A 25,727-nucleotide genomic window follows, 5' to 3' on the forward strand; every position below is an offset into this window, starting at 1 on the left:
CTTTATCTTAACGGATCACCGGATCTCTTTTGCGATCAGGTCGCCCATTTCTTTTGTTCCAACAAGGATACAGCCCTTTGACATAATGTCTCCTGTACGATATCCGTCTGTAAGTACCTTTTGTACTGCTGCCTCTCTGCATCTGCTTCTTTGTCCAGATCCAGGGAATAGCGCAGCATCATAGCTGCAGACAGGATCGTTGCAATAGGATTGGCTTTATTCTGGCCTGCAATGTCAGGTGCTGATCCATGGCTTGGCTCATAAAGACCAAACTTTGTCTCATTTAAGCTGGCTGAAGAAAGCATTCCGATAGAACCTGTCACCATACTGGCCTCATCAGAAAGGATATCTCCAAACATATTCTCTGTAAGGATCACATCAAACTGCTTAGGATCACGTACCAGCTGCATTGCACAGTTGTCTACCAGCATATGCTCCAGCGTTACCTCCGGATAATCCCTGGCAACCTCCTCCACAACACTTCTCCACAGTCTGGAAGAATCCAGTACATTTGCCTTATCTACGCTTGTTACTTTCTTGCGGCGCTTCATAGCAATATCAAAAGCTTTGATAGCGATCCTGCGGATCTCATTTTCATTGTAGGAAAGGGTATCTACTGCTGTCTTTACCCCATTTTCTTCGGTAGTTTTTCTTGCTCCGAAATAAAGGCCTCCTGTCAGTTCCCTTACAATGATCATATCAAATCCATCCCCGATGATCTGCTCTTTAAGCGGGCAGGCATCTTTCAGTTCATTGTAAAGATATGCAGGTCTTAAATTGGCAAACAGATTCAGTGCCTTACGGATCGCAAGAAGTCCAGCCTCCGGCCGTTTGGATGGTTCAAGCTTGTACCAGGGTGATGTCTTTGCATCTCCGCCAATAGAACCCATCAGAACTGCGTCTGATGCTTTTGCTGTTGCAATGGCTTCTTCTGTAAGAGGCACACCGTGTACATCAATGGATGCTCCCCCAAGAAGCACCTTAGAATACGAAAAAGTATGTCCGTAAACTTCGCATACTTTATCCAGAACCTTTCTTGCCTCAGAGACGATTTCCGGTCCTATCCCGTCTCCGGAATCAGCGAAATGTTATAATTCATAATAATTTCCTCTCTTACTCTCCTGCCTCAGACAGGTAATTGTCATTATAATAACGCACTTTTCAACAGATTTCAACCTATTAAAGCATAAAAGACAACAGACTGTTAAAGTGTAAAAGTCAACAGACTCTAAAAACACAAAACACAACAGACTGCTGCAGAGCAAAAGGCGACAGACTCACCAGGAGCTGCCGCCTTCTAATTTCATACTTATTCTGCCTGCTCGGCCTTCTCAACCTCAGCAATAGCCTGCTTTCTCATTGGAATACGACAGTTCTTGTTATTACCGAATTCTACGATCACATCCTCGTCTGTCATATCAATGATCACGCCATAAAAGCCGCCGGTTGTTACCACACTGTCTCCTACTGCCATGTCATTGAGCATAGCCTGGATTCTCTTCTGCTCCTTTTTCTGTGGTCTTACCATCAGAAAATACATAATTCCGAAAAGGACTACCAGCCATACGATAGTAAAACCAAGTCCCATTCCACTGCTCTGGTCCATTTAAAAATACCTCCTGTGCGTTTGTTATAACGGGTCCCAGACCCAGGCACCCTGCTTCTTCTTAATTCATACCGAAGCCTAAAGTATATCATACACAAAATACATAGTTTCATCAAGTTATTTTTTCAAAGATAAATAAATCATCCTCTTTTACTATTGATCCTGCCCTCTTCAAAACCTTCCAGACGCATTTTCTTATATTCTGCCAAAATTCCAGGCGTCCAGTGCATCCCGTATCTCTTCCATAAGGTGATTATAAAAATAAAGATTGTGTAATACGCAAAGCCGCATGCCAAGCATCTCTTTTGCTTTCAGAAGATGTCGGATATAAGCTCTGCTGTAATGACGGCAGGCCGGACACTGACATCCTTCTTCAATTGGCCGTGGATCCATCTCGTATTTTTTTCCGAATTAAACATATTCATCTTGCCATGGTTTGTATATACATGGCCATGACGGCCGTTCCTGCTGGGATATACGCAGTCAAAGAAATCAATGCCTCTTTCCACACCTTCCAGGATATTGGCCGGTGTACCTACGCCCATAAGATAAGTAGGCTTATCCTGCGGAAGATGAGGAACCACTTCGTCCAGAATATGATACATCTGCTCATGGGTTTCTCCTACTGCCAGTCCGCCTACTGCATAACCATCCAGATCCATCTGAGAGATGGCATCCGCATGATTCTTACGGATGTCTTCATAAATAGCACCCTGGTTGATGCCAAATAACAGCTGTTCTTTATTGATCGTGTCATCAAGACTGTTCAGGCGCTGCATTTCTTCTTTGCATCTTGCAAGCCATCTGGTGGTCCGGTCTACAGAACGCTGTACATAACCTCTGTCTGCTACGCTGCTTGGACACTCGTCAAAAGCCATGGCAATAGTAGAGCCCAGATTGGATTGGATCTGCATGCTTTCTTCAGGTCCCATAAAAATCTTATGTCCGTCAATATGAGATTGGAAATATACCCCTTCTTCTTTGATCTTACGCAGTCCTGCCAGGGAAAACACCTGGAATCCACCGGAGTCTGTAAGGATAGGCCGATCCCAGACCATAAACTTATGAAGGCCTCCAAATTCTTTGATCAGCTTGTCTCCTGTACGTACATGAAGGTGATAAGTATTGGACAGCTCTACCTGTGTGCCGATCTCTTTCAGGTCCATGGTGGATACAGCCCCTTTGATCGCTCCTACCGTACCTACATTCATAAAGACCGGTGTCTGGATGGTGCCATGAACAGTTTTAAATTCTGCCCTCTTCAGCCCCGGCCTTCGGTTTTTAAGATTTTGTATTCAGCCATATGCTGCTCCCTTTTTCCTAATATTGTTAGGGACAAAAGTCCCACCTATCTGGCAATTATATCCTGAATACATAAAAAAAACAAGAATTACTTATTTTCCTCCAGCCTGTTCTGTAATTGCTTGCACCTGGCCTTTCAAAAAGGTATAATAGCCTGCAGAAAATCCACCAGAAAGAGGTCAGATATATGCAGATTACAGCACCTGATTTTTATAAAAAATTTTCCTGTATCGCCGGAGAATGTCCGGCTACCTGTTGTGCCGGATGGCAGATAGTGATTGATGAAAAAAGCCTGACACGGTATTCCCGCCATAAAGGTCCATTTGCAAACCGATTGAAAAATGATATTAACTGGAAAGAACATGTCTTCCGTCAATACCATCACAGATGTGCTTTTTTAAATGAAGAAAACCTGTGTGACATTTACGCTGAAGCCGGTCCGGATATGCTGTGTGATACCTGCCGCAAGTATCCCAGACATATTGAAGAATTTGAAGGGCTTCGTGAATTATCTCTTTCCCTCTCCTGTCCAGAAGCCGCCAGGCTGCTTCTTTCCAGGCAGGAGCCCATTTCCTTTATCACAAAAGAAAAACCATCTTCAGAAGAAACGTATGATTCTTTTGATTATCTTCTTTTTACTGAGCTGATGGATACCCGTGATCAGATGTTTTCCATTTTACAGGACAGAAATATTCCACTAAATGCCCGTTTTCTGAAGCTTCTGGCTATGGGACATGATTTTCAGCTGTGCCTTGACAGAAATGAACTGTACCGCTGGGAAGGCATTCGCAGGAAACATATCCAAACCGGAACCGGTCCGGATTTTCTAAAAAAAGTAAATAAGTGGTCAGATGACAGCAAAAGCGTACCGGAACTGATCCGTGATTTCTGGAGCGTTCTGATACCTGAGATGGAAGTGCTGTCACCTTCCTGGCACAACTTTTTAAAAGAAAACCTGGCCTTCCACACACAGTGTAACGATCAGGAAATCATGCAATTATATAATAGCTTCCATGCTGCCATGCCAGAATGGAAGATTCAGTCTGAACAGCTGGTACTTTACTGGCTATATACCTATTTTTGCGGTGCAGCCTACGATGACCAGATTTTCGCCAAAGTAAAGCTTGCCCTTGTCTGTACTCTGATGATCCAGGACTTAAGCGTAGGTATGTATCAGAAATCCAGGCAACCCCTTACTCTTAAGGATCAGATCCGGATCTGTTATCTTTTTTCCAGAGAACTGGAGCATTCAGACCCGAACCTGAACAAAATGGAGGAGCTGTTGGACCAACACCCTGCTTTTTCCTTTGGAAAGCTTTTAAAAGTCATTTGCTGATCCATGATTTCCATTACCATATTTCCGCCTTTCCCTGCCGCTGTTTTTGTGAAAGTTGTCCGTTGCGTATTTTTTACTCATATCGTATAATAATACGAAACGCTTTTTTACAAAGTAACCGTATGATCACACAAACTCCGCTGATGAGGGCTATCCCGTTCATCAGCCTTTGATATTTTTTACGAAAAACGAGGAGGCTTATATTAATTTTATGAGTAAATACACCTTGGGAATTGACATTGGATCTACCACTGTCAAGATTGCGATCCTTGATGAAAACGAAACCTTGTTGTTTGCAGATTACGAACGTCATTTTGCCAATATCCAGGAAACACTTGCAGACCTTTTACAGAAGGCTTATGACAAGCTTGGAGAGCTGACTCTCCATCCGGTGATCACTGGTTCCGGCGGTCTGACACTGGCCAACCATCTGGAGATTCCATTCGTCCAGGAGGTCATTGCAGTTTCCACTGCTCTTCAGAAGATCGCGTCTCAGACAGACGTTGCCATTGAGCTTGGCGGCGAGGATGCCAAGATCATTTATTTTGAAGGCGGCAATATTGGAAACAGCGTATGAACGGGATCTGTGCAGGAGGTACAGGATCCTTTATTGATCAGATGGCTTCCCTTCTGCAGACAGATGCTACAGGCCTGAATGAATATGCCAGGAATTACAAAGCCCTTTATCCTATCGCTGCCAGATGCGGTGTTTTTGCAAAAACAGACATCCAGCCTTTGATTAATGAAGGTGCTACCAAAGAAGATCTTTCTGCTTCCATTTTTCAGGCAGTGGTAAACCAGACCATTTCCGGTCTTGCCTGCGGAAAGCCGATCCGTGGACATGTAGCTTTCCTTGGCGGACCTCTCCATTTTCTTTCTGAACTGCGTGAGGCCTTCATCCGTACTCTGAAGCTGGATGATGAACATGCCATCCTGCCTGAAAACTCCCACCTTTTCGCAGCCATGGGATCTGCTATGAATGCAAAGGAGGATACTTCCGTATCCCTTACCCAATTAAAGGACCGACTCCATGGATCCATACATATGGACTTTGAGGTAGAACGTATGGAGCCTCTTTTTGCTACACAGGAAGACTACCATACCTTCAATCAGCGCCAAAGTGCTTACCAGGTCCAAAAAGGCGATCTGTCCTCTTATAAAGGCAATTGTTACCTGGGTATCGATGCAGGTTCTACCACCACTAAGACTGCACTTGTAGGTGAGGACGGCACTCTTCTTTATTCTTTCTACAGCAATAATAACGGCAGCCCGCTAAAAACAGCCATCCGTTCTATCCAGGAGATTTATTCTCTTTTGCCGAAGGATGCACACATTGCCTACTCATGCTCTACCGGTTACGGAGAAGCTCTTATTAAAGCAGCCCTGATTCTGGATGAAGGTGAAGTAGAAACTGTTTCCCATTATTATGCAGCTGCTTTCTTTGATCCGGAGGTTGACTGTATCCTGGACATCGGCGGGCAGGACATGAAATGTATCAAGATCCGCAACCATACTGTGGACAGCGTACAGCTGAATGAAGCATGCTCCTCAGGCTGCGGTTCCTTTATTGAAACCTTTGCCAAATCCCTAAACTATTCTGTACAGGATTTTGCAAAAGCTGCTCTTTTTGCTGAACATCCCATTGACCTTGGTACAAGATGTACTGTTTTCATGAATTCCAAAGTAAAACAGGCTCAGAAGGAAGGCGCATCTGTTGCTGATATTTCTGCAGGTCTTGCCTACTCTGTTATCAAAAACGCACTTTATAAGGTTATTAAGGTTTCCGATGCAACAGAGCTTGGACGCCATATCGTAGTACAGGGAGGTACCTTCTATAATGATGCTGTACTTCGCAGCTTTGAACGTATTGCAGACTGCGAAGCCATCCGACCGGATATCGCTGGTATTATGGGTGCCTTTGGTGCAGCCCTCATTGCCAGGGAGCGTTATCAGGAAGGCAAAGAAACCACCATGCTTTCCATCCAGAAGATCAACGAACTAAAATATACTACAGCTATGGCCAACTGCCATGGATGTACCAACAACTGCCGTCTGACTATCAACAAATTCAGTGGCGGCCGTCAGTTCGTAAGCGGCAACCGCTGTGAGCGTGGTATCGGCAAAGAAAAGAACAAAGACCACATTCCAAACCTTTATGAATATAAATACAAACGGATCTTTTCCTATGCACCATTATCTGCTGACAAGGCAGAGCGTGGCCAGGTAGGTATTCCCCGTGTGCTGAATATGTTTGAGAATTATCCTTTCTGGTTTACTTTCTTTACACAGCTAAAGTACCAGGTAGTGCTTTCTCCTACTTCCACGCGTAAGATCTATGAGCTTGGTATTGAATCTATCCCCAGTGAATCAGAATGCTATCCAGCAAAGCTAGCCCATGGCCATGTAAGCTGGTTACTGAAAAATGGTGTAAAATTCATTTTCTACCCGTGTATTCCTTACGAGAGGAACGAATTCCCGGACGCAGTCAACCACTACAACTGTCCCATCGTTACCTCTTATGCTGAAAATATCAAAAACAATGTGGATGAGCTTCATGATCCTTCCATTAAATTCATGAACCCATTCCTTTCCCTGACCTCTGAAGAGATCGTTACCAAACGTCTGACAGAGATCTTCAAGGATATTCCTGCAAATGAAATAAAAGCTGCAGCACATGCAGCCTGGGAGGAAATGGCTGCTGTCCGTGAGGATGTGCGCCGCAAAGGGGAAGAAACACTGAAATATATGGAAGAAACAGGCCGCAGAGGCATCGTTCTTGCAGGCCGTCCATAGCCATATCGACCCGGAGATCCACCATGGCATCCCGGACCTGATCAACAGCTATGGTGTAGCTGTACTCACAGAAGACTCTGTATCCCACCTGGTTCCTGTAGAACGTCCTATCCGTGTGAACGACCAGTGGATGTATCACTCCCGCCTGTATGCAGCTGCCAATTTTGTAAAGACAAGAGATGACCTGGATCTGATCCAGCTGAATTCCTTTGGATGCGGACTGGATGCAGTTACCACAGATGAAGTATATGAGATTCTTGATAAGAGTGACAAGATCTACACCTGTCTGAAGATTGATGAGGTCAATAACCTGGGAGCAGCAAGGATCCGTGTCCGCTCTCTCCTGGCAGCACTTCGTGCAAAGGATGCACAGAAAAAGCCCCGCCAGATTCAGCCTTCTTCTATTGAAAAGGTAGTATTTACAAAAGAAATGCGCAAGGATTACACCATTCTTTGCCCGCAGATGTCACCAGTACATTTTTCACTTCTTCAGGCTGCCTTTAATGCCAACGGCTATCATCTGGAGATCCTTCCAAATGACAATAAGCATGCTGTGGATGTAGGCCTGAAATATGTAAATAATGATGCCTGCTACCCTTCCCTGATCGTAGTAGGCCAGATCATGGATGCCCTTCTTTCCGGCAAATATGACCTGAATAAAACAGCCGTAGTCATGACCCAGACCGGTGGCGGCTGCCGTGCTTCCAATTACATTGCCTTCATCCGCAGGGCACTGAAAAAAGCCGGCATGGAACAGATCCCGGTTATTTCCCTGAACTTAAGCGGTTTGGAAAGCAATCCCGGCTTCAAACTTACATATCCCCTTGTAAAAGCCGTGGTTTATGCTGCTGTATTCGGTGATATCCTGATGAAATGCATTTACAGGATGCGTCCATATGAGCTGGAAAAGGGAATCGTAAACAGAAAGCACAAAATATGGGAACAGCGAGTGATTGCCTTTGTATCCGGAAGTTCTTTAAGTCACAGTCAGTTCAAGAAAATGTGCAGGGAAATGGTTCATGATTTTGATACCATCCCCATCAGTGACGAAAAGAAACCAAGAGTAGGTATTGTAGGTGAGATTCTGGTCAAATTCCTTCCTGCTGCCAATAATCATCTGGCTGACCTTCTGGAGTCCGAAGGTGCGGAGCCAGTTGTTCCGGATCTGATCGACTTTATGAGCTACTGCTTCTATAACCAGAATTTCAAAGCAGACAACCTTGGTTTTAAGAAATCCAAAGCTTTCTGGGGCAACGTAGGAATAAAGGCTATCGACTGGATGCGTAAAGCTGCTAATGAAGCCCTTGCCCAGAGCCGGCATTTCCATCCTACTGCAGATATCCGTGATCTTGCCCGGATGGCAGAGCCTATCGTTTCTGCTGGTAACCAGACCGGTGAAGGCTGGTTCCTTACAGGAGAGATGATGGAGCTGATCCACGGCGATGTTCCGAATATTGTCTGCATCCAGCCTTTCGGCTGTCTGCCCAACCATATCGTAGGAAAGGGTGTTATCAAAGAGATCCGCAGAGAGCATCCGGAAGCAAATATTGTTGCTATTGACTATGATCCTGGTGCCAGTGAAGTAAACCAGCTGAACCGCATCAAGCTGATGCTTTCCACAGCCCAGAAAAACCTGAAAAAACAACAGGAAAAAGAAGCTTGAAAAAACCAGGAGCCGCCCGTGTGGGTGGCTCCTGGTTTTTTGCTGCAATTCTTTATTGCCTGTCTATCTTTATCCTGTTTTTCTATTATACCAGTCTGAATTTCACAGCCAGCTTTTTCAAATAGCGTCCTCCCGGCATCATGGCAAACTCTGCATCAGAGGGATGACTTACTTTCAGATAAAATACAAAATACACTGCCATACCTGCAAGTACACCCAATCCAAGACTGATCACATTGGAATGAACTACAGCATATACCAGGTAATAAACTCCACCTGCTGTGACTGCCATAGGTACGCTTGCCAGCAGCGGATACAGATAGGCTTTTCTCCATGGATTCTTATAACCCATGTACTGCTTCATCGCCCGTTCATTTAAAATACACATTACAATGGCATACACGATCATTGCGATCACAATGGTATATACACCAAGATTTGTAACAAACATCAGCACAGCCATCACGATCATATCTGCCACAAGAGCAATGGCTGCATGGAACATAGGAATATTCGGCTTTCCGATTCCCTGAAGCACGCCATTGGAAATATTGGAATTGCCATTCAGGATGATTGTGATCACGCCAAGGATCATCAGCTCCCCTGCCACACCATTGGTCCTTGGGAACAAAAGTCTTGTGATAGGCCCTGCAAGCACTGCCAGCCCAACAGAACAGGGAATAGAAATAAACATACTCAGCCAGGTGGCCTTATCAATCTTCTCTCTTGCTCCATTCATATCACGCATTGCATAATGAGCGGATACCTCAGGGATCATGGAAGTCGGTGCTGTACTTGCCAGAGTAAGAGGAATATTGATCAAAGTCATGTAAAAGCTGTACTCTGCATACATAGTCTGAATAGTATGATCGTCCAATCCCTTCAGCCCTTCAATGCCAGAATACATATAACTGTTAATGGTTCCGTTTACATTGTAAATAAACGCACTGAGCACAATAGGCATTACCACAAGGATAATATTCCGCATCACATCCCCTGTGCTGCTGCTTTCGGAAGCATGATCCTTCTGAATCCTTTTATTGATGGTTCTCCGGTTAAGCTGATAAACAAGAAGCATAAAAATCAGTGCAGAAAGCACACCTGCACCTGTACCCATCGTAGCACCTGCAGCTCCCCAGGACTGAACAACCGCCTCACTTTGTCCGCTGAAATGACTGATCATAACTCTTGACATCGCAAGAGCCATCACAGCCACAAAAATCTGTTCAATGATCTGTGAAAGGGAAGTAGGCATCATATTCCTGTAGGCCTGAAAATATCCTCTGAATACGCCAAGAATACCGGACAGAAAAATAGTAGGTGCCAGCATGCGAAGAGGAAGTCTTGCACCGGACATGGAATCAGGAACCAGTATAGGAGCCCCAAAGTAACATAATAGTGCAACAGCTCCGCCTGCCAGAGATACATAGATCAAAGCGCATTTAAAAACCTTTTGTGCGTCCTTATATCGTTTAAATGCAATCTTTTCAGCCATGATCTTTGATACAGCCTGCGGAATACTAAAAGATGCAATCATCAGCAGAATAAAATAAATATTCTGTGCGTAAGAAAACATTGCATAGCTGTTGCTTCCCAGAGTACTGGACAAAGGGCTTTTATACAGCATTCCAATAATCTTGGAGATCAGTGCTGCCACCATAAGAAAAGATGCATTTTTTACAAGTGTATTATCGTTCTTTTTACCCATAGTATCAATATTCCTTTAAATTTATTCCCCGGCAGAAACATTCTCGATCTGCCAGTCAATGGGGGGAAGTCCGTTTTTCTCAAGAAATTCATTGGTCTTACTGAAATGGCCGCATCCGAAAAAGCCTCTGGACGCAGACAGTGGACTGGGATGGGGAGCAGTCAAAACCAGCTGCTTTGGATTATCAAGCATAGACTGCTTGGTCTGTGCAGGTCTGCCCCATAGCAGATACACAATCGGTCTGTCCTGCTCATTCAGTGTACGGATCACTGCATCCGTAAATTGCTCCCATCCAATCCCTCTGTGAGAATTAGCCTGATGAGCACGTACTGTAAGTACTGTATTCAAAAGCAATACCCCTTGTCTGGCCCACTTTTCCAAACATCCATTATCCGGAATATAACATCCGCAGTCATTGTGCAGTTCTTTATAAATGTTGACCAGAGATGGGGGGATATCTACGTCCTTTCGCACAGAAAAGCAAAGTCCATTGGCCTGACCATCATTATGGTATGGATCCTGCCCCAGAATCACCACCTTCACCTGATCCAGCGGCGTAAAGTCAAAGGCATTAAACATATCCTGCGGTGGTGGAAATATTTTCCTTGTCTGGTATTCATTCATTACAGTCTTGTATAGCTTAGCATAATACGGCTGATGAAATTCATCTTTCAGTGCTTCCAGCCATGCGCCTGAAATTGCCCCCATTTTCCTACCTCTCTCCCATAGTTTTTCACAAAAATCTTTTTCTATAAGTTTGTTTCTTTTTATTTAATCTGTTTATTAAATTTGTCTTTTTTCCTTCTGTCTATTTACCGTCTCACGGAAATCCCACGATCTGCCAGATAATCCTTTACCTGACGGATCTCCAGTTCTTTATAATGGAACAGCGAAGCAGCAAGTGCTGCGTCTGCACCGCCTTCAGTTAAAGCATCATAAAAATGCTCCAGTGTACCTGCACCACCTGATGCGATCACAGGAATAGATACGGCCTGTGATATAGCCTTTGTAAGCTCTATATCGTATCCTGCCTTTGTACCATCACAATCCATACTGGTAAGAAGGATCTCCCCTGCTCCCAGTTCCTGAGCCTTTTTTGCCCACCATACAGCATCAATCCCTGTATCCAGCCTGCCACCATGCTTATAAATATTCCATCCTCCATCTGGACGGCGCTTTGCATCTATGGCAAGCACTACACACTGACTGCCAAACTTCTGTGCTGCTTCCCGGATCAGTTCCGGACGGTCAATGGCAGCAGAATTAACCGAAATCTTATCTGCTCCTTCCCGAAGAAGCTTCCTGAAATCCTCAACTGTACGAATACCGCCTCCTACAGTAAAAGGAATAAATACGCTTGCTGCTACCTGACGTACCATATCTACCACTGTATCACGGTCCTCACAGGAGGCTGTAATATCAAGAAATACCAATTCGTCTGCTCCCGCCGCATCATAGGCTTTCGCAATCTCCACCGGATCTCCTGCATCCCGCAGATCAACAAAATTTACTCCTTTTACAACACGACCTTTATTAACATCCAGACAGGGAATAATTCTTTTTGTAAACATACGTCAGTCCTCCCTTCCAATCTGTGCAAAATTCTTAAGGATCTCAAGACCCCAGCGGCTGCTTTTCTCCGGATGGAACTGGCATGCAAATACATTATCCTTCTCTACAGAAGCATGGATACAGGTACTGTAATCGGTTACAGCCTTTACGATTTCCGGCTCATCAGCCTGCAGATAATAGGAATGGACAAAATATACGTATGTATCCTCCGGGATTCCTTTAAAAAGCCGTCCTTCATGCTGAAGATGAAGGGAATTCCATCCCATATGCGGGATCTTCAATCCCGGACATGGTGGGATACGTAGGATCTTCCCTTTCAGGATTCCAAGACCTGGCACCCCCGGTGTCTCCTCACTGCTTTCAAATAATAGCTGCAGTCCAAGACAGATTCCAAGGAAAGGGGTCTTCTCCTGCACAATCTGTCGGATCACAGGAACCAGCTCATAACGATTAAGATTCTCCATTGCATCTCCAAAGCTGCCCACTCCCGGCAGTATCACTTTGTCAGCATTCAATAATGTGTCTGGATCTCTGGATACCACCGTCTCCTGTCCCAGATAATGCAATGCCTTTTCTACACTGCGTATGTTGCCAGCGTCATAGTCAATAATACCAATCATAATATTTTCTCCTCGATTTCAGTCAATTCTGTTACAAGCCACCGTTGGTTATTATCAAAAAATTAACTGTTCCGTATCTTCACAGCTATAAGAACCATTTATTCGTTGAATATCATAACACATGAAAAACACTTTGTCGATATTATCCACGCAGTACAAATACTTAGATATTATACCAACTGTGCAATTAATTTCGGTGAATTCTTGGCGAAAGGCATCTGCAACAAATAAAGAACTATTTTGGCATGTTCATGACTTTCACCGATTAGAAATGTACGCCGCCAGGCGCACTAAAAAGGGTTTGTGCAAATATGTACAAACCCTAAATAAACATCATTCTATTTTATCTATGTTTTTATATTCTTTATTTTGCTTTTTGGTCAACACCTTATGAAATGAAAGCACTGATCCAGTCAAATCTAATCCAATCGCATATTTAATTAATTTTAAGAATAAAAATACAATAAGTAAAGGGATAACACATGATGTAACAATAAGGATGGCCAGTGACTGCGTAACGGTATTTAAAAAGTTTTCTCCTTTATCAACAATTCCGGTAACTGCATTTGAAATAGCATCGGTAACCTTAGATATAACTCCGGTAATAAAATTGGAATCTTCTTCAGCTGCTTCATTTGTGGCATCCTCCGTTTCATCTTTAATATTTTGAGCTTCCTGAATGGTATCTTCCAATGAAAAACTATAAATATCTTCAATTTGGTCTGCAATATGTATTCCAGTAGGAACTATAGCAAGTAACAAAATGCCAATAAGAAAAATATTAACAAATTTCAGCCTAAGTGAAGGTATTTTTTTCCAAAAGCCAATTGCTAATAAAATAAAGGCAAAAGGAATTATAAAATAAAAAACAATTTTTCCAATTATAGTAAGGAGATATTTTTCTAAAAACAGTGCAACCATAACGACAAATAAACCTGTGTTCAAATCCATCAAATGATCAGCAACCGTCGTCCCGGTATCTCCTGGAAGTGCTGTTATGGCAGATGATACACCAACCGTTAATGCAGAAAGTTCAACAACACCTTTTGACTTCTTATCAAGTGATGAAATTGTTTTTTCATAAGTCTTTGGATTACCAGCTTTTGGTGCTAAATAAAGCATTGAAAACAGTATAGCAATCATACAGAATACGATACCAATGATGTGCGTGACCTTACGGATTTCTCATGTGTTTATCTCCCCCGACAATGTATTTACGAATATTATACTATTATAATCTTATTATATCAATTAAATATTTACTTAGTAAAGTCAATTAGGTTTCAATATCTTTTTGAGTATCCTCAATCAACTCATCTATCATGAATTTGACTTTTTCGTATTCACCTTTCTCCATTAGGTTCTTAATCCGAACAAATTCCCTTAAAAGTTTTCTGCTAAATGCAACAAATTCCCTGTTATCTTCCATATAGTAACCTCCTTTTTTCAAAAATCTGTAATATGATTTGGATATATTATACCCAAATCATATTACACAGATTGTTGCCTGCTTTACACTCCTACGCTGTTCTAACACCACACCCGATATTTGCATACCGCAGGATTAACATCCCGCTTTTATGCTTATATCGAAATGGTGCATATTTAGAAAACTATTCATCTTCCGAGTCAGGTGCCCAAAAACTTTTTTCTTCATTTTCAATGATAACCGGTCCTGTAGTTTTGAGGATTTCTCCTTCTTTCAAATTTAGTGTGATTACATCTTGTGATTTTTGGTCTTCTTCATAATCAAACAATTTATCCATAATACTTTTCTCATTATCCATATCTTCACTGTTTTTATATAATATGACATAAGCAAAATCTGTAGCCTCATAGCAGGTTAATCTGAAACTGGCAGCCTTTATATCCTTACCTACTTCATAAATTCCAGCCCCCAGTACATTATTCCCTCCTTTAGCGGCAATCTCCTCATTTACTTTATCTTTAAGTAAAACCAGATCTTCCAAGCTCATAGACTGCAGATCCGGGGCAGCAAAATTCTCTGTTGCTGCAACAGTTGTTGCCATCATACAAATCGAAATGGTGCTAATCATAATGACTCTTATACTTTTTCTCATCACGTATTCCTCCAAATATATATGTAGTAATTTCAAATGATTCCATATCTTACTGTAAGATTATCGGTTAATAACAGTTCTGATAATGTCTGCAAACTTTGCATGGGAAGACTGCCGATCTGCGATAGCTTCTTCCAGGGTCTTTTTGCCATATACATCCTTCACCTGTTCCACTGTCCAAATGTCCCCGAACTCTTCCATTGTTTCAATAAAAGTGTTAATTTCTTTGTTTGTCATATTTTTATCATCCTTTCCACTTTGATATAAAAATCTGTGACTCATTTTTAGTGATTCCGGCTTCGTTCATTTTTCGTGATTTATATCAGCCAGTAAACTTCATCCCTCCCTTTGTTGAACATCCTCAGTATATATCACCCTTTTTCATATTTGGGTTTTTGATTGCAACATACCCTGTGGAACCGTATTCCAGTATCTACACACATTCCATGGTATTCGCCCATAAAAAAAGGGCATCGCCCAGTCATCAAATCAGATGATTGATCGATACCCTGTATCACTAAATTATTTACATCACAACCAATGAAAAGCTCTCGTAAAGCGGACTCTCAACATATCCGCCAAAGAAATATCCCACATAATCAGAGCTTGGTTTCCGATAATACTTTGGTTTCACGGTAGTATGATAATCTACATTCAATGACATGGCATTTTTCAGAGAAACTTTTGCCCCATTCTTAATCTTTTTAGATGTATATTTATCACCGTTTCTATAAGTAACAGTGATAGAATCAATCTTATAATTCTTCGTTGTCTGAATCTGAACTTTCACTTTGCCTTTTTTGGGAACCTTGTTATAAAGTAACATCCAATATCCGCTTGTAAGAGAAGTCAGATCTTTGGAACCCAGTTTAAATGTCTTAAAAACTGGCTCATGAGCTTTGAAGATCACTTTGCAGGACAAACGATAGCTCTTTCCATTCTGCTTAACTGTAAAAGAAAGCTTTGTGCTTTCGCCGTCTTTAACATCATACTTGAAATTCCGAATAGATTTCTGAGTCTGCACTACATCAATCGCATTCAGTCCCTTTGCTCTGGTCGCTGTATAGTTCTTATTGGATGACTTTACATTAGTAATGGTTGCATTTTTAGCAAGATTCTTAATAAAAATATAACCGTATCCGCCAATACGCTGCTGCGTATTGTTCATACATGCCCTGCAATACTGAAGTACCTGTGTTTTCGGGCAAACTGGCGCTTTTACTGCTGCTTCTGCCGATACCGGAACTGCCAGAATAACAAGAAGACAGGCCAGTAGGCTGCATAAAAACTTTTTCATCTTTTTCATTTTACTTTTCCTCCTGATTTTTCTTTTTACATTTGTGCTTTGATGCTGCTGCTTTCCTCCTTCACCCCTTTTCTGCCGTCCATAAATAATGGATTCTTTATCTCTATTATATCTCGCATCATTAATATGTCAATCCAAGATTTCCAACGCATTCATTTTACTTATTTTAGTCTCCATCAGTGTAAGAACAGCCTGACATTTCTCATCGTGCCTGCCAAAATGATATACTTCCGCCAGATGCCCCAGCAGATCCAGCTGCCTTCTGGCATAAGCAGTAATTTCCAGATGTTTCTCACAGATCCCAATCGATTGCAGTAATAGACCTGCTGCCTCATCAAACTGCCCCCATTCCAGGAAAATATTGGCTGCAATACTGAAATATTCATCGATTTTTGCCAATTCTGAAACACATATAATATCTGTTATTTCCGCTGCCTTCTCCAGATAACGCCTGGTTTTTTCTATATCCTCATCAAGATATGTATGGAACCATGCTAATGTTAAAGAATAGTTACGCACCTGCCTAGAATTTGTTTTTGCATAACTGTCCATCAGCTTTTTTATCTTTTTCAGAAGGAAACGTACCTGAGTCACAGATCCCGTCCCACTACGTATTAAAATACAAGCCTTACCAAGCATACAGTCGACCAGCAAAATACCTGCATCTTCTTCTCTGGAAAATCGAAAGATAGGAATGGCTTTATTTAAAGCATCCATGATCAATCCAACAAGTTTTTTTTCTTCGTCCGTAACTGCATAATATGCTCCATCCAGCAGCGTATCATAATACCCGTCCACAATACAGTAGTATCTGCCCCAGGCATATATGTTCCTACATCCTGTAAGTTTGGCCCGCACCTGACGAATGATCTTTCTTGCTTTCTCAAATTGTTTGCTTTCATATAGCACCTCAAGAAATCTTTCGCAGATGATCAAAAACTCCTTTTCATGGCCTTTATCACATAAAGTTAAAAATCCTTCTGAATTTTCCTGTATAAAGGCTTCATTTTCATAAGGGATATCCCTGAGCGTTACATATAAAAGCTTTTGATATGGAGTAGCTGCATAGATTTCTGATTCTCTTTTCATTTCTTCAAGAACACTCATAGCCAGATTTAAATATACCATCTTGCTTGTCTTTGTTTCTATTTTTCTGTAAAGGTAAGCAAGAATCTGAAATGCCCATTTCTTTGCTGCTTCGGAAAGCTTCCAATCAGAAACAAATTCCTGGATCACCGGATGCATAGTTAATACTGTATCCTCAATATAAAGCCAGCCCTGATGATACAGCACACGGATGCTTTCTTTATTTGTCATTTCCAGCATTGTGCACAGCTGATCAATAGGAATTCCCATTCTTCCAAAAAAAGAAAGAATTTTCAAAAGCGCCCTTTCAAAAGTCTTAAGACCTGTGGTTTCAAACAATCCTGCAAGCACCTGCTTGATCGTATTATGATACAGTATGCTGTCCTTCTGATAATCGATCTTTTCCGGTGCTATACAGGAAAAACCGTTTTTTCTAACAATTTCCGCTGATTTTTCTACTGACAGATGATATACCGGACTGCCGATCTGCTTTCCCAAAAGTTCCAGGATCAATGTATGTCCATGAACACAATCAATAATGTCCGCTGCGCTTTGCTGTTCTACTTCACTGAAAGAACGTCCTGCATTCTTTGCCAAAAGTGCCATAAGATCTTCTTGTTCACGAAGCGGTCCTACTTCCAATGCTTCATATCCTGCACAAAGAGCTTTGTCCCTGGTGATAAAAATCAAGTTCCATCCCAACTGCAGCAGCCTGGCAAAATCCTCCGTCTCTTCTCCGGTATAATTGTCGATCACAAGCACACACTTCTTATGGATCCCCAGTTCCCGCAAAAGACCAAGCTTTCTGTTAAAATATTCCCTGTCTGTTTCCTTTTCGTCCTTTCGGACGGAATTAAGCTGCACTGAATAATCATCAATGATCATTTTCTGAATAGATCCGGGATAATCAAGGTAAAGAACCGTATCCAGTTTTTCCTTGCACTTCTTTACACAATAACGTACTAGAGTGCTTTTCCCTATACCGCCCATTCCTACAACAAAAACTGCTTTCTTTTCCTGATCCAGCAATTTTTCTGTAATCCAGCAGGTTTCCTTGCTTCTGCCTTAAAAATAAAGCAGGATCACTGATCTTTGAACTCAATACATACAGGTCAGCTGTTTCTGCAAGTGACGCCAAACTCAGAAAGCCTTTCCACAACGGTTTCCATATTTGAAAACCGGTTCAGATAATAATCAGCAAGCGTATGGTGGAAAAAGTCTGTCAATCGAAAATAAAGAAAGGGTATCCTGATAATGATGTCCACATAGCCTGGATCTGGAAAAATCATATTCAGCACTGGACTCGCAGTCAAAAGCATTTGGCACCCGATGGAAGATCATGTAAAATAAAAGAGCTCCGATCCCATATACATCCGTGTGTCTGCCGATCTGCCGGTAATTTTCTGTCTCCTGCTCCAATGCAGCATATCCTCTGGTATATGAAATTTTATCATCCATATCATATCCTTCAGAAATAGAAACTACTGTATCAAAGTCAAACAGCTGGATCAATTCTGTAGTTTCCTCAAGAGTAAATATATTCCCAGGCTTTATATCCAGATAAAGAAAGCCCTTATTATGGATCTTTCTGATTGTATCTGCAACACTTTTTACTACTGCAATGCTATCCTTTACAGTTTCATAGCTTTCGTAAGACAATTCCTTTCCCTGGGAAAAAGCAGAAACAATATACAATGTGTTATTTGCCTCAAAAATATCGTATGTATTCACAGTCAGATTTGTCAGTCCATCCGTACAGAAAAACTCATTTCCAAGCTGATATGCACGGATCATTTTCTGTTTGCATTTTTCAAAAAGAACTTTCTCTGATTCAGGTACAAACAAATTTCCACTTTTTTCCCGTTTCAAGATACACTTAAAAGGATAGCATTCCTTAATGCGTACTTTCTTCCTGACTCCCAGACTGTCTCTGTAAAAAGCATTATAAACAATACTTGCACCCGCCACGGCCAAGCTCGCCCTGTGATGATGCATTCATATTTATCATTAAATCTAAGTACTGACGCTTTCTTCAGTGCAACTCTGGAATCCATTTATACACATCCCTGTCTTATTTTCTGTTACAATGATTTTACCACACAGAATCTGCTGTTCGGGTTTCTCACTGCAATCATGCCTCTGCTTCTTCTTTATCCAGGTAAACCTCTCTCCATAAAAAAGCGAAAGGCATTCCATTGGATACTCATCCTGTGCTGCAAACAAGAAAATCCAGTCATAGGGATTTCCCTCATATAAGTCAGGATACCTGGATTCTGACAGCACTTTTATTAATATCACACACAGATTTCCCTCCTACATCATTTGTCTCGGACCGGTATTCAAAATCTTTACATTTCAAAAACTTTTTTGTCCAGAAAGGTGTAAAATGCCAGTAAGATGATCGTCTTTCTTACAACTTCATCCGACTGCCATTCTCCTTTCATGATCCTTTCCAGCCCCTGCCTATCAGGAAAAGCATTTCTGGCAATGGGATGGATCAGGCTATTATTTTTGAGAATCGGCTTAAATGTCCGGTCTCCTTTCATTGCAAAAAGCCTGGAATCATCCTCCCAGTCAAAATCGATCATACCGAAAGATCTGCTGGTAAATATCCCATACAGAGCGCTGTTTGTATACTTTATATTTCTCCGGATATCGTCGGCATGCTTCTCTATATGCCATTCCCTTTTCTCCTGTAATCTTCTCCCACAGCTCTTTAATACAATCTCTCGCAGAAGCATTATTATATCCGAACTGTTCTTTATTGCTGCGCAGATAAGCAAGCAGCTCTTCCTGTGTCTGAAAACGGTTCAGTTCATGAATAATTGATGCTGTATACAAAATCTCCTCACCTGGAGAAATACTGTTTTTCCCACTTTCCGGTTCAGCCTTCCTGATCAATTCCTGTGCATCCCCATATTCCAAACCATGTCTGATACAATAATAGTAAACTGCCTCGGGAATACTATGGCAGTCAATCCCTCTTTGCAGATAAACTCTGCGAAAAAAATCCTCAGTCTCATTAAACGTTAAATGAAAAGCAAAGCAAAACTGAAAAGCAATTTCTCTTTTATCTGCCTGTGTATGGCTGCAATACCAGCTTTTAGGGCCACGGGTATCCAGCGGGATCCCTGCTTCATTAAATTTTGCTTTTAAAAATCTGATTTTTCCATCTATATCCGAAAGTTCCCCTGTATAACCATGATGTAAAATAAAATCATCCAAAGCCACATCAAAAGTTCTGAAGGACTGTACAACATGAATCAGTTTCTCTTTATAATCGCTATCCTCCGGCGAGATTTTCTGCCCCTGTCCTGCAAGGGATTGTGCATATTTGTCCATATACTTATCCTCTTCCTTCTCCATGTGAATATGTAATTGTTTAGCAGCTGTTTCGTACCTTCACAGTTATCTTCTGAATAGTTACATTGTTTACAATACAAATTCCTTTGCTCCCGTATCCTGAATATTTTAACCCTGCAATTTATCCCTTTCGTGTCCCAGATCATCAGGTAAACATGGAAATCCAGATCATCCTGGGCAGTAGTAAAGGGCTCTTCCCGCAATATATCCACCTGGATATTCCGATCTCTGATGCTCATATTCCTTTTTATTTGTTCAGCTTTTTCCAGCAATTCTTTTAGTTTTTTATCTGCCTCTGCCCCAAAAGAGCGGTCAGGATAAGTACCGGCCGCATGTTTTATTTTCTCTGTAAGAAGCCGTACCACTGCCTGATGCTTTCTTTTATGAAGCGCCCCTGCTACCATCCTGGCCATAGAAGGATAAGGCAAGCGCTTATACAACTTGAGAAGCCTGAGCAGGGAGGCATCCTGCGTTTCCTCTGACAGGTTATCCATCACTTTAAATGCAGCCTCTGATGGCATCCAGGGATTTTCTCGCGGAACAATGTATTGCTCCGGTACAGCCGGATAGCAGCAATAATTCAAAGGAGGGAATTCTGCCAGATGTGCCAGACAGATTTCTTCCTCTGTGCAGAATTCTTCTCCCAGATACTCCAGCTTATCCCTTATAATGGCAATCCTGTACTCCAGCTGCCTGAGATATTCATATCCCTTCACCCCAGAAATGCCCAATCTCTCCGTAATTATACAAATGTACTTCCAGTTCCAGCTTCCGGAAAAACAGGGTAACTACGTTTTTTCCCTGCCATACTGACAATACATATCCCTGATCTTCCCTACTCAGAGAATAATCCAGTTCTCCTTCATAGTCTTTCTGATATAAGCCAGTAATTCCTGCATTCACAAAAACAAGAAAGCTTTCCACTGCATCATTCATCAGATAAACCAGCCGCAGCCGATCTGTATTTTCATTTTCCGGAATCAGAAGCTCGAATTGCTGCTGTTCCAACAGATCCTGAAGCAATTCAATTGTATCCTTCATAAATATCGTCTTCTCCTTTTTTATGAGAAAATTCCCGTAGATTTACACAAGAATTCCTCGTCATAAAAGCGGCCAGCATTCAATTATGCCGACCGCCTTTAAGTCCATAACTGTTCAGGCTCTCCTCACATACTGCCTGCTAAACAGCTACATTAATTCATAAACTTCTTAAGTTCATCCAGGAAAGTACTTACATCCTTAAATTCTCTGTATACAGAAGCAAAACGCACATATGCCACTGCATCCAGATCCTTCAAATGTTCCATAACGATCTCACCGATCCTGGTACTGGAAATCTCCTTATCCTCTGTATTAAAAATGGAAGCCTCAATGGAATCCATCATAGCTTCTATCTTGCCAATAGGGATAGGCCGCTTATAGCAGGCACGTAATACCCCTCCCTGGATCTTGGCTCTGCTGTACTGCTCCCTGTTCTGATCCTTCTTGATCACAGTCAGCGGTATATTCTCCACCTTTTCATAGGTGGTGAATCTTCTGCCGCAGGAATCACAAAGGCGGCGGCGGCGAATGCCATTAATATCCTCTACAGGTCTGGAATCAACTACTCTGGTATTGTCCTGATTACAATATGGACATCTCACAGGTGCTCCCCCTCTCTCCTCTGATATGTAATTTTCCTTCGTTGTATACATATATTACGTACATCTTAAACAATAACACTTTTTTCTGTTCTTTCCTGAATTATACTTTATTTTCAAGAATTCTGTCAATATATATATCCGTAACTGATAATTAGGTTCATGAGGTTCATGATTAGATTCATAACCCTTTCATTTCTGCATATGTTGTAAGAAAAAGTGATTTTATATGCGTATCTGTGAATTAAAACAAAAAGAGATCATCAACACCTGTACCTGTAAAAGCCTGGGCTGTGCCACAGATGTGGAATTTGACTGCTGCTCCAGCCGGCTGACTGCACTTGTTGTGCCTGGTCCCTGCAGATTCTGTGTTTTTTTCGGTCATGAAAGCGAATATGTGATCCCCTGGGAATGTATCCGCCAGATTGGCGAAGACATTATCCTGGTGGAAATACAGGAAGACAAATGCCTGCGTAAACAGTAATTTCTTACTCTGCCTTGCCCTCTTTTGTCAAGGTCTTATATTTTTTATATTTTTTCGGAAAAAGTATATTTATCCTCCTTGGTGGAATCATCTGTAGTAACCAAAGACAATAAGGAGGATGCATAAATGGCACTTAACAAAGTAGAAATTTGCGGGGTCAATACAGCGAAGCTTCCGGTACTTACGTCAGAAGAAAAAGAAGAGCTTTTCCATCGGATCAAGGATGGGGATGCTGCTGCCAGAGAGCGTTACATCAAAGGCAACCTGCGCCTTGTACTCAGTGTGATCCGCAGATTCCAGAACAGCAACGAAAATCCTGATGATCTTTTTCAGATTGGCTGCATTGGTCTGATCAAAGCCATTGACAACTTTGACACCTCCCTGCAGGTAAAATTTTCCACTTATGCAGTGCCTATGATCATAGGGGAAATCCGCAGATATCTTCGTGATAACAACAGCATCCGGGTCAGCCGTTCCCTTCGTGATATTGCCTACAAGGCTATCTATGCCAAAGAAAATTATGTGAAGCAGAATTTGAAGGAGCCTACCATTACAGAAATTGCCAGAGAGATCGGAATAGATAAAGAAACCATTGTCTATGCGCTGGATGCCATCCAGAATCCGGTAAGCCTGTTCGAGCCTGTTTATACGGAAGGCGGAGATACCCTTTACGTTATGGATCAGATCAGTGATAAAAAAAATAAAGAAGAGCACTGGGTAGAAAATCTGGCTCTTCAGGAAGCCATGGATCGTCTGGGAACCAGAGAACGGCATATTATCAACCTTCGTTTTTTTGAAGGAAAAACCCAAATGGAGGTAGCTGAAGAAGTGGGCATTTCCCAGGCGCAGGTCAGCCGCCTGGAAAAAAGTGCCTTAAAAATAATGAAAAATTATTTAAGATAAGATATGCATTCCCAGGGTATCCGGGCCTGCAGTTTTACCATCTGTCGTGTATAAGGATGTATGAAGCAAAGCTCTCCTGCATGAAGCATCAGCCGCTTGGCCCCATCTTCTTTACCATAAATCTTATCGCCAAGCAGCGGATGTGCTGTTGCAGAAAAATGCACACGGATCTGGTGGGTGCGTCCTGTTTTCAGATGACAGCTTACACAAGAGACATATTCCTCTGAAAGCTTTTTCTCCCAGAGCAAGGAATATAAGGTTTCTGCAGGCAGCCCTTCCCCTTTTGGAAATACACACATCTGATTTTTACATCCTGGTTTCTTGCCTAAAGGTAAAGTAATCTGTCCTGATTCCTGTTCCATCCTGCCGTGCACAAGAGCATAATAAGTCTTTACCAGCTGCCCTTCCTGCCTTTGCTTCCAAAGTCTCTGGGCAGTTACAGGATCAAGGGCAAAAAGAACGATCCCGGAAGTATCCAGATCCAGTCTGCCGATCTGACGCACAGTAATATTTCTTCCTTTTTGAAGAAAATACCGGACCACCTGATTTCCCAGATGATCCGTATAATGTCCCCTGCCCTTGTGGCAGGCAAGCCCTGACGGTTTGTTCACTGCCAGCAGATATTCATCCTCATAAAGGATCTCCGGATCCGGAAAATCCGTTAATTCCATATTCTTTTCTTTCTCAAAGGTTCCTCCTGCAACAATCTCTCTTGCAGCTTCTTCTCTTGCAGCTTTTTCTCCGGCTGAAGCCTGTTCCAAACTATCTGCTTCCCTGAAATTCACTTCCAGAAGCTGCCCCGGCTTACCTGAATCTGTAACACGGCACTTTTCTCCATCCAGGCAGATCCCGGACGGCAGGAATTTCTGTCTGCTGATCTGCTTCTTTGTAAAGCCTGCTTCTTTTAAAAGCTGACCTGCACTTTTCCCGGCATCCCCTTCTGTAAGCACATAAGACCATCCGCTCAAAGGGTTTCTACCCCAAACAGGCGGCAGATCTCACCCAGCGGATCTGACTTTGTATCTGCTGCAGGCACATATGCCTTGAACTGCTTCCAGTAAAATCCTGCTACAGGCAGAAGATACAGGATATTACGCACATATTCGTCCAGAACAATTGCATCCTTCAATAATAACCGATAGCTTTGTGCACAAGGACCAAGAAGATAGATCCTGCCCTTTACTTTATTAAGCTTCTCTTTTACCGCTTCATCCGGAGCAAGATCTGCATTCACCAATATGCTTCCATCTTCCGGGTAAAGCATAAGCTTAACATCCATGCTGCTATTCTTATCTTTCACACTATCGCATACCAGGTATTTCCTGCCATCCATTTCTACCAGCTCTCCATTTGTCTGCTGCTGTTGGATCATTACAGGAAGAGGCCTTACCTTTCCCTGATTCTCCATTCCATAACCGCCTGTGCCTGGAATGACAGCCGGATAAAAGATCTGGTCAAATAAGGACAGGCCTTTGATCCATTTGCCTGAATCCTTTTCTTTTCATACAGGCAGAAAATCCAGATCCACCAGGATCTTTTCTTTTGCAGGGCAGGTCATTGCCATATAATACTGCTGATATCCCTGACTTCCCAGTACCAGGCAGATATCAAAGGTCTGGCTTCCCCAGATCCTCTGCCACTCCCGTTCCATCAGCAGATCCATATGTTCCTTCGCAGGAGCACAGCTTTTGTACACATCCGGATTCTTTTCCATGCATCGGTAAGGAAGTCCTCTTCGTCCATGGTCATACGGCCTCTGTACATTACCCGGGCAAGTGTATCATCTCCGGAAACAAAATCCCTGAATTCTTCTTCATCTGCTGTCCAGGAAGAAAGGACCACAGTATCCATATCTTTTTCCTGAATCTTCTGAAGCAACTGTCTGGTTATAAATTTATGTTCTCTGCTGTCCTTCCAGCTGGTAAGCACCAGAAGCTTTTTTCTCGCTCTTTCACGAAGAGACAGCACAGATACTTTCTGTGAGCCATCTTCTTTTCCAAGCAAAAGCTCTGTCAGTTCTCCTGCTGCATGTTCCGGATCCTGGCAGACCACCAGCTTTCCTTCATAAATCTGAGAAAGCCTGGTGTCCTCTTGAAGTCCTCTTAAGGCTGCCTTCTCGTCCTGTGCAAGAATATAATCTGCTTTTAATATTTCCCTTGTAAGCACAGATAGCCCTTCTACATCCATCCGGTTATCCTTTTCCCAAAGCTGGGAGCCTGCATAAAAATATTTCTGTCCTTTTCTTTTTACAAAAGCAACAGGAA

Annotated in this window: 24 protein-coding genes and 3 pseudogenes; 4 read left to right on the forward strand and 23 right to left on the reverse strand. The window is 42.3% G+C overall.

Translation table 11 applies throughout. The annotated features are described in order from the left end of the window. Positions 1-15: 15 nt before the first annotated feature. The 3 genes and pseudogenes from leuB to tgt all read right to left on the reverse strand — a co-directional run bounded on the left by leuB (position 16) and on the right by tgt (position 2,909). Positions 16-1,099 (reverse strand): annotated as a pseudogene (leuB, locus tag R1Y93_RS04610) (3-isopropylmalate dehydrogenase). A 210-nt stretch (positions 1,100-1,309) separates the two neighbouring features. After that, positions 1,310-1,606: a preprotein translocase subunit YajC gene (gene yajC / locus R1Y93_RS04615; protein ID WP_158420237.1), complete on the reverse strand. Its 297-nt coding sequence runs from the start codon at positions 1,604-1,606 to the stop codon at positions 1,310-1,312. 140 nt (positions 1,607-1,746) lie between these two features. Next, a pseudogene (gene tgt / locus R1Y93_RS04620) lies at positions 1,747-2,909 on the reverse strand (tRNA guanosine(34) transglycosylase Tgt). Between the two features lie 186 nt (positions 2,910-3,095). Here tgt and fliB point away from each other — a divergent pair. Then, positions 3,096-4,244 carry a flagellin lysine-N-methylase gene (gene fliB / locus R1Y93_RS04625; protein WP_500821794.1) on the forward strand — a complete coding sequence of 383 codons (1,149 nt, stop codon included), beginning with the start codon at positions 3,096-3,098 and terminating at the stop codon, positions 4,242-4,244. 211 nt (positions 4,245-4,455) lie between these two features. After that, positions 4,456-8,700: pseudogene (locus R1Y93_RS04630) on the forward strand (acyl-CoA dehydratase activase-related protein). A gap of 85 nt (positions 8,701-8,785) precedes the next feature. On the opposite strand, the gene R1Y93_RS04635 reads toward R1Y93_RS04630, so the two are convergent. The 16 genes from R1Y93_RS04635 to nrdR form a co-directional block, all read right to left on the reverse strand. Continuing rightward, the gene (locus R1Y93_RS04635; protein WP_500821795.1) at positions 8,786-10,408 is read right to left on the reverse strand and encodes a putative polysaccharide biosynthesis protein; all 1,623 of its coding nucleotides are present in this window, start codon (positions 10,406-10,408) and stop codon (positions 8,786-8,788) included. A gap of 21 nt (positions 10,409-10,429) precedes the next feature. Further along, complete coding sequence (gene ung / locus R1Y93_RS04640) at positions 10,430-11,116, reverse strand: uracil-DNA glycosylase (RefSeq protein ID WP_158420232.1); 687 nt, start codon at positions 11,114-11,116, stop codon at positions 10,430-10,432. 104 nt (positions 11,117-11,220) lie between these two features. Continuing rightward, positions 11,221-11,979 (reverse strand): imidazole glycerol phosphate synthase subunit HisF, encoded by a 759-nt coding sequence (gene hisF, locus R1Y93_RS04645; protein WP_158420231.1) that lies wholly within the window; start codon positions 11,977-11,979, stop codon positions 11,221-11,223. Positions 11,980-11,982: 3 nt separating this feature from the next. Then, positions 11,983-12,600, reverse strand: coding sequence for an imidazole glycerol phosphate synthase subunit HisH (gene hisH / locus R1Y93_RS04650; RefSeq protein WP_500821797.1), 618 nt, complete (start codon positions 12,598-12,600; stop codon positions 11,983-11,985). A gap of 333 nt (positions 12,601-12,933) precedes the next feature. Beyond that, positions 12,934-13,743, reverse strand: coding sequence for a hypothetical protein (locus R1Y93_RS04655; RefSeq protein WP_500821798.1), 810 nt, complete (start codon positions 13,741-13,743; stop codon positions 12,934-12,936). 133 nt (positions 13,744-13,876) lie between these two features. Then, complete coding sequence (locus R1Y93_RS04660; protein WP_500821799.1) at positions 13,877-14,029, reverse strand: hypothetical protein; 153 nt, start codon at positions 14,027-14,029, stop codon at positions 13,877-13,879. Positions 14,030-14,213: 184 nt separating this feature from the next. Further along, entirely contained in the window at positions 14,214-14,681 is a 468-nt protein-coding gene (locus R1Y93_RS04665) for a hypothetical protein (RefSeq protein ID WP_500821801.1), read from the reverse strand. 60 nt (positions 14,682-14,741) lie between these two features. Beyond that, the gene (locus R1Y93_RS04670) at positions 14,742-14,918 is read right to left on the reverse strand and encodes a hypothetical protein (RefSeq protein ID WP_500821803.1); all 177 of its coding nucleotides are present in this window, start codon (positions 14,916-14,918) and stop codon (positions 14,742-14,744) included. 289 nt (positions 14,919-15,207) lie between these two features. Next, positions 15,208-15,987 (reverse strand): hypothetical protein, encoded by a 780-nt coding sequence (locus tag R1Y93_RS04675; protein ID WP_500821804.1) that lies wholly within the window; start codon positions 15,985-15,987, stop codon positions 15,208-15,210. Between the two features lie 129 nt (positions 15,988-16,116). After that, positions 16,117-18,102, reverse strand: a complete 1,986-nt coding sequence (locus tag R1Y93_RS04680) for an NB-ARC domain-containing protein (protein WP_500821805.1) — start codon at positions 18,100-18,102, stop codon at positions 16,117-16,119. Positions 18,103-18,267: 165 nt separating this feature from the next. Continuing rightward, complete coding sequence (locus R1Y93_RS04685; protein WP_500821807.1) at positions 18,268-19,041, reverse strand: protein kinase domain-containing protein; 774 nt, start codon at positions 19,039-19,041, stop codon at positions 18,268-18,270. A gap of 380 nt (positions 19,042-19,421) precedes the next feature. Beyond that, positions 19,422-19,661, reverse strand: a complete 240-nt coding sequence (locus tag R1Y93_RS04690; protein WP_500821808.1) for a hypothetical protein — start codon at positions 19,659-19,661, stop codon at positions 19,422-19,424. Then, positions 19,648-20,415 (reverse strand): hypothetical protein, encoded by a 768-nt coding sequence (locus tag R1Y93_RS04695; protein ID WP_500821809.1) that lies wholly within the window; start codon positions 20,413-20,415, stop codon positions 19,648-19,650. The genes R1Y93_RS04690 and R1Y93_RS04695 overlap by 14 nt, the downstream gene beginning before the upstream one ends. Further along, positions 20,337-21,167 carry a DUF3878 family protein gene (locus R1Y93_RS04700; protein ID WP_500821811.1) on the reverse strand — a complete coding sequence of 277 codons (831 nt, stop codon included), beginning with the start codon at positions 21,165-21,167 and terminating at the stop codon, positions 20,337-20,339. Before R1Y93_RS04700 ends, R1Y93_RS04695 begins: the two co-directional genes overlap by 79 nt. Next, entirely contained in the window at positions 21,139-21,477 is a 339-nt protein-coding gene (locus R1Y93_RS04705; RefSeq protein ID WP_500821812.1) for a DUF3878 family protein, read from the reverse strand. The genes R1Y93_RS04700 and R1Y93_RS04705 overlap by 29 nt, the downstream gene beginning before the upstream one ends. Positions 21,478-21,629: 152 nt before the next feature. Next, positions 21,630-22,079 (reverse strand): transcriptional regulator NrdR, encoded by a 450-nt coding sequence (nrdR, locus tag R1Y93_RS04710; RefSeq protein WP_500821814.1) that lies wholly within the window; start codon positions 22,077-22,079, stop codon positions 21,630-21,632. A 226-nt stretch (positions 22,080-22,305) separates the two neighbouring features. Between nrdR and R1Y93_RS04715 the strand changes: the two genes are divergently transcribed. Both R1Y93_RS04715 and sigG read left to right on the forward strand, forming a co-directional pair. Next, positions 22,306-22,560: a PRC-barrel domain-containing protein gene (locus R1Y93_RS04715; RefSeq protein WP_500821815.1), complete on the forward strand. Its 255-nt coding sequence runs from the start codon at positions 22,306-22,308 to the stop codon at positions 22,558-22,560. A gap of 126 nt (positions 22,561-22,686) precedes the next feature. After that, positions 22,687-23,463 (forward strand): RNA polymerase sporulation sigma factor SigG, encoded by a 777-nt coding sequence (sigG, locus tag R1Y93_RS04720; RefSeq protein ID WP_500821816.1) that lies wholly within the window; start codon positions 22,687-22,689, stop codon positions 23,461-23,463. On the opposite strand, the gene R1Y93_RS04725 is transcribed toward sigG, so the two are convergent. The 4 genes from R1Y93_RS04725 to R1Y93_RS04740 all read right to left on the reverse strand — a co-directional run. Then, on the reverse strand, positions 23,451-24,431 hold the full coding sequence (locus tag R1Y93_RS04725) for an RluA family pseudouridine synthase (RefSeq protein ID WP_500821818.1): 981 nt from the start codon (positions 24,429-24,431) through the stop codon (positions 23,451-23,453). The two genes, sigG and R1Y93_RS04725, sit on opposite strands and share 13 nt — an antisense overlap. Further along, a complete protein-coding gene (locus R1Y93_RS04730; RefSeq protein WP_500821819.1) occupies positions 24,428-24,871 on the reverse strand; it encodes a hypothetical protein in 444 nt (147 codons plus the stop codon). Before R1Y93_RS04730 ends, R1Y93_RS04725 begins: the two co-directional genes overlap by 4 nt. A 93-nt stretch (positions 24,872-24,964) precedes the next feature. Further along, a complete protein-coding gene (locus R1Y93_RS04735) occupies positions 24,965-25,126 on the reverse strand; it encodes a hypothetical protein (protein WP_500821820.1) in 162 nt (53 codons plus the stop codon). Further along, a partial coding sequence (locus R1Y93_RS04740; protein ID WP_500821822.1) for a hypothetical protein occupies positions 25,114-25,727 on the reverse strand: 614 nt, incomplete at its 5' end. The genes R1Y93_RS04740 and R1Y93_RS04735, both read right to left, overlap by 13 nt.

It is taken from the genome of Blautia sp. HA3515 (assembly GCF_059933065.1).

Bases quoted from the DNA above. Each gene is read 5' to 3' on its own strand.
- yajC (WP_158420237.1), bottom strand. From the start codon at position 1,606: ATGGACCAGAGCAGTGGAATGGGACTTGGTTTTACTATCGTATGGCTG.
- fliB (WP_500821794.1), top strand. From the start codon at position 3,096: ATGCAGATTACAGCACCTGATTTTTATAAAAAATTTTCCTGTATCGCC.
- R1Y93_RS04635 (WP_500821795.1), bottom strand. From the start codon at position 10,408: ATGGGTAAAAAGAACGATAATACACTTGTAAAAAATGCATCTTTTCTT.
- ung (WP_158420232.1), bottom strand. From the start codon at position 11,116: ATGGGGGCAATTTCAGGCGCATGGCTGGAAGCACTGAAAGATGAATTT.
- hisF (WP_158420231.1), bottom strand. From the start codon at position 11,979: ATGTTTACAAAAAGAATTATTCCCTGTCTGGATGTTAATAAAGGTCGT.
- hisH (WP_500821797.1), bottom strand. From the start codon at position 12,600: ATGATTGGTATTATTGACTATGACGCTGGCAACATACGCAGTGTAGAA.
- R1Y93_RS04655 (WP_500821798.1), bottom strand. From the start codon at position 13,743: ATGATTGCTATACTGTTTTCAATGCTTTATTTAGCACCAAAAGCTGGT.
- R1Y93_RS04660 (WP_500821799.1), bottom strand. From the start codon at position 14,029: ATGGAAGATAACAGGGAATTTGTTGCATTTAGCAGAAAACTTTTAAGG.
- R1Y93_RS04665 (WP_500821801.1), bottom strand. From the start codon at position 14,681: ATGAGAAAAAGTATAAGAGTCATTATGATTAGCACCATTTCGATTTGT.
- R1Y93_RS04670 (WP_500821803.1), bottom strand. From the start codon at position 14,918: ATGACAAACAAAGAAATTAACACTTTTATTGAAACAATGGAAGAGTTC.
- R1Y93_RS04675 (WP_500821804.1), bottom strand. From the start codon at position 15,987: ATGAAAAAGATGAAAAAGTTTTTATGCAGCCTACTGGCCTGTCTTCTT.
- R1Y93_RS04690 (WP_500821808.1), bottom strand. From the start codon at position 19,661: ATGATCGATTTTGACTGGGAGGATGATTCCAGGCTTTTTGCAATGAAA.
- R1Y93_RS04695 (WP_500821809.1), bottom strand. From the start codon at position 20,415: ATGGACAAATATGCACAATCCCTTGCAGGACAGGGGCAGAAAATCTCG.
- R1Y93_RS04705 (WP_500821812.1), bottom strand. From the start codon at position 21,477: ATGAAGGATACAATTGAATTGCTTCAGGATCTGTTGGAACAGCAGCAA.
- R1Y93_RS04715 (WP_500821815.1), top strand. From the start codon at position 22,306: ATGCGTATCTGTGAATTAAAACAAAAAGAGATCATCAACACCTGTACC.
- sigG (WP_500821816.1), top strand. From the start codon at position 22,687: ATGGCACTTAACAAAGTAGAAATTTGCGGGGTCAATACAGCGAAGCTT.
- R1Y93_RS04730 (WP_500821819.1), bottom strand. From the start codon at position 24,871: ATGGAGAATCAGGGAAAGGTAAGGCCTCTTCCTGTAATGATCCAACAG.
- R1Y93_RS04735 (WP_500821820.1), bottom strand. From the start codon at position 25,126: ATGGATCTGCTGATGGAACGGGAGTGGCAGAGGATCTGGGGAAGCCAG.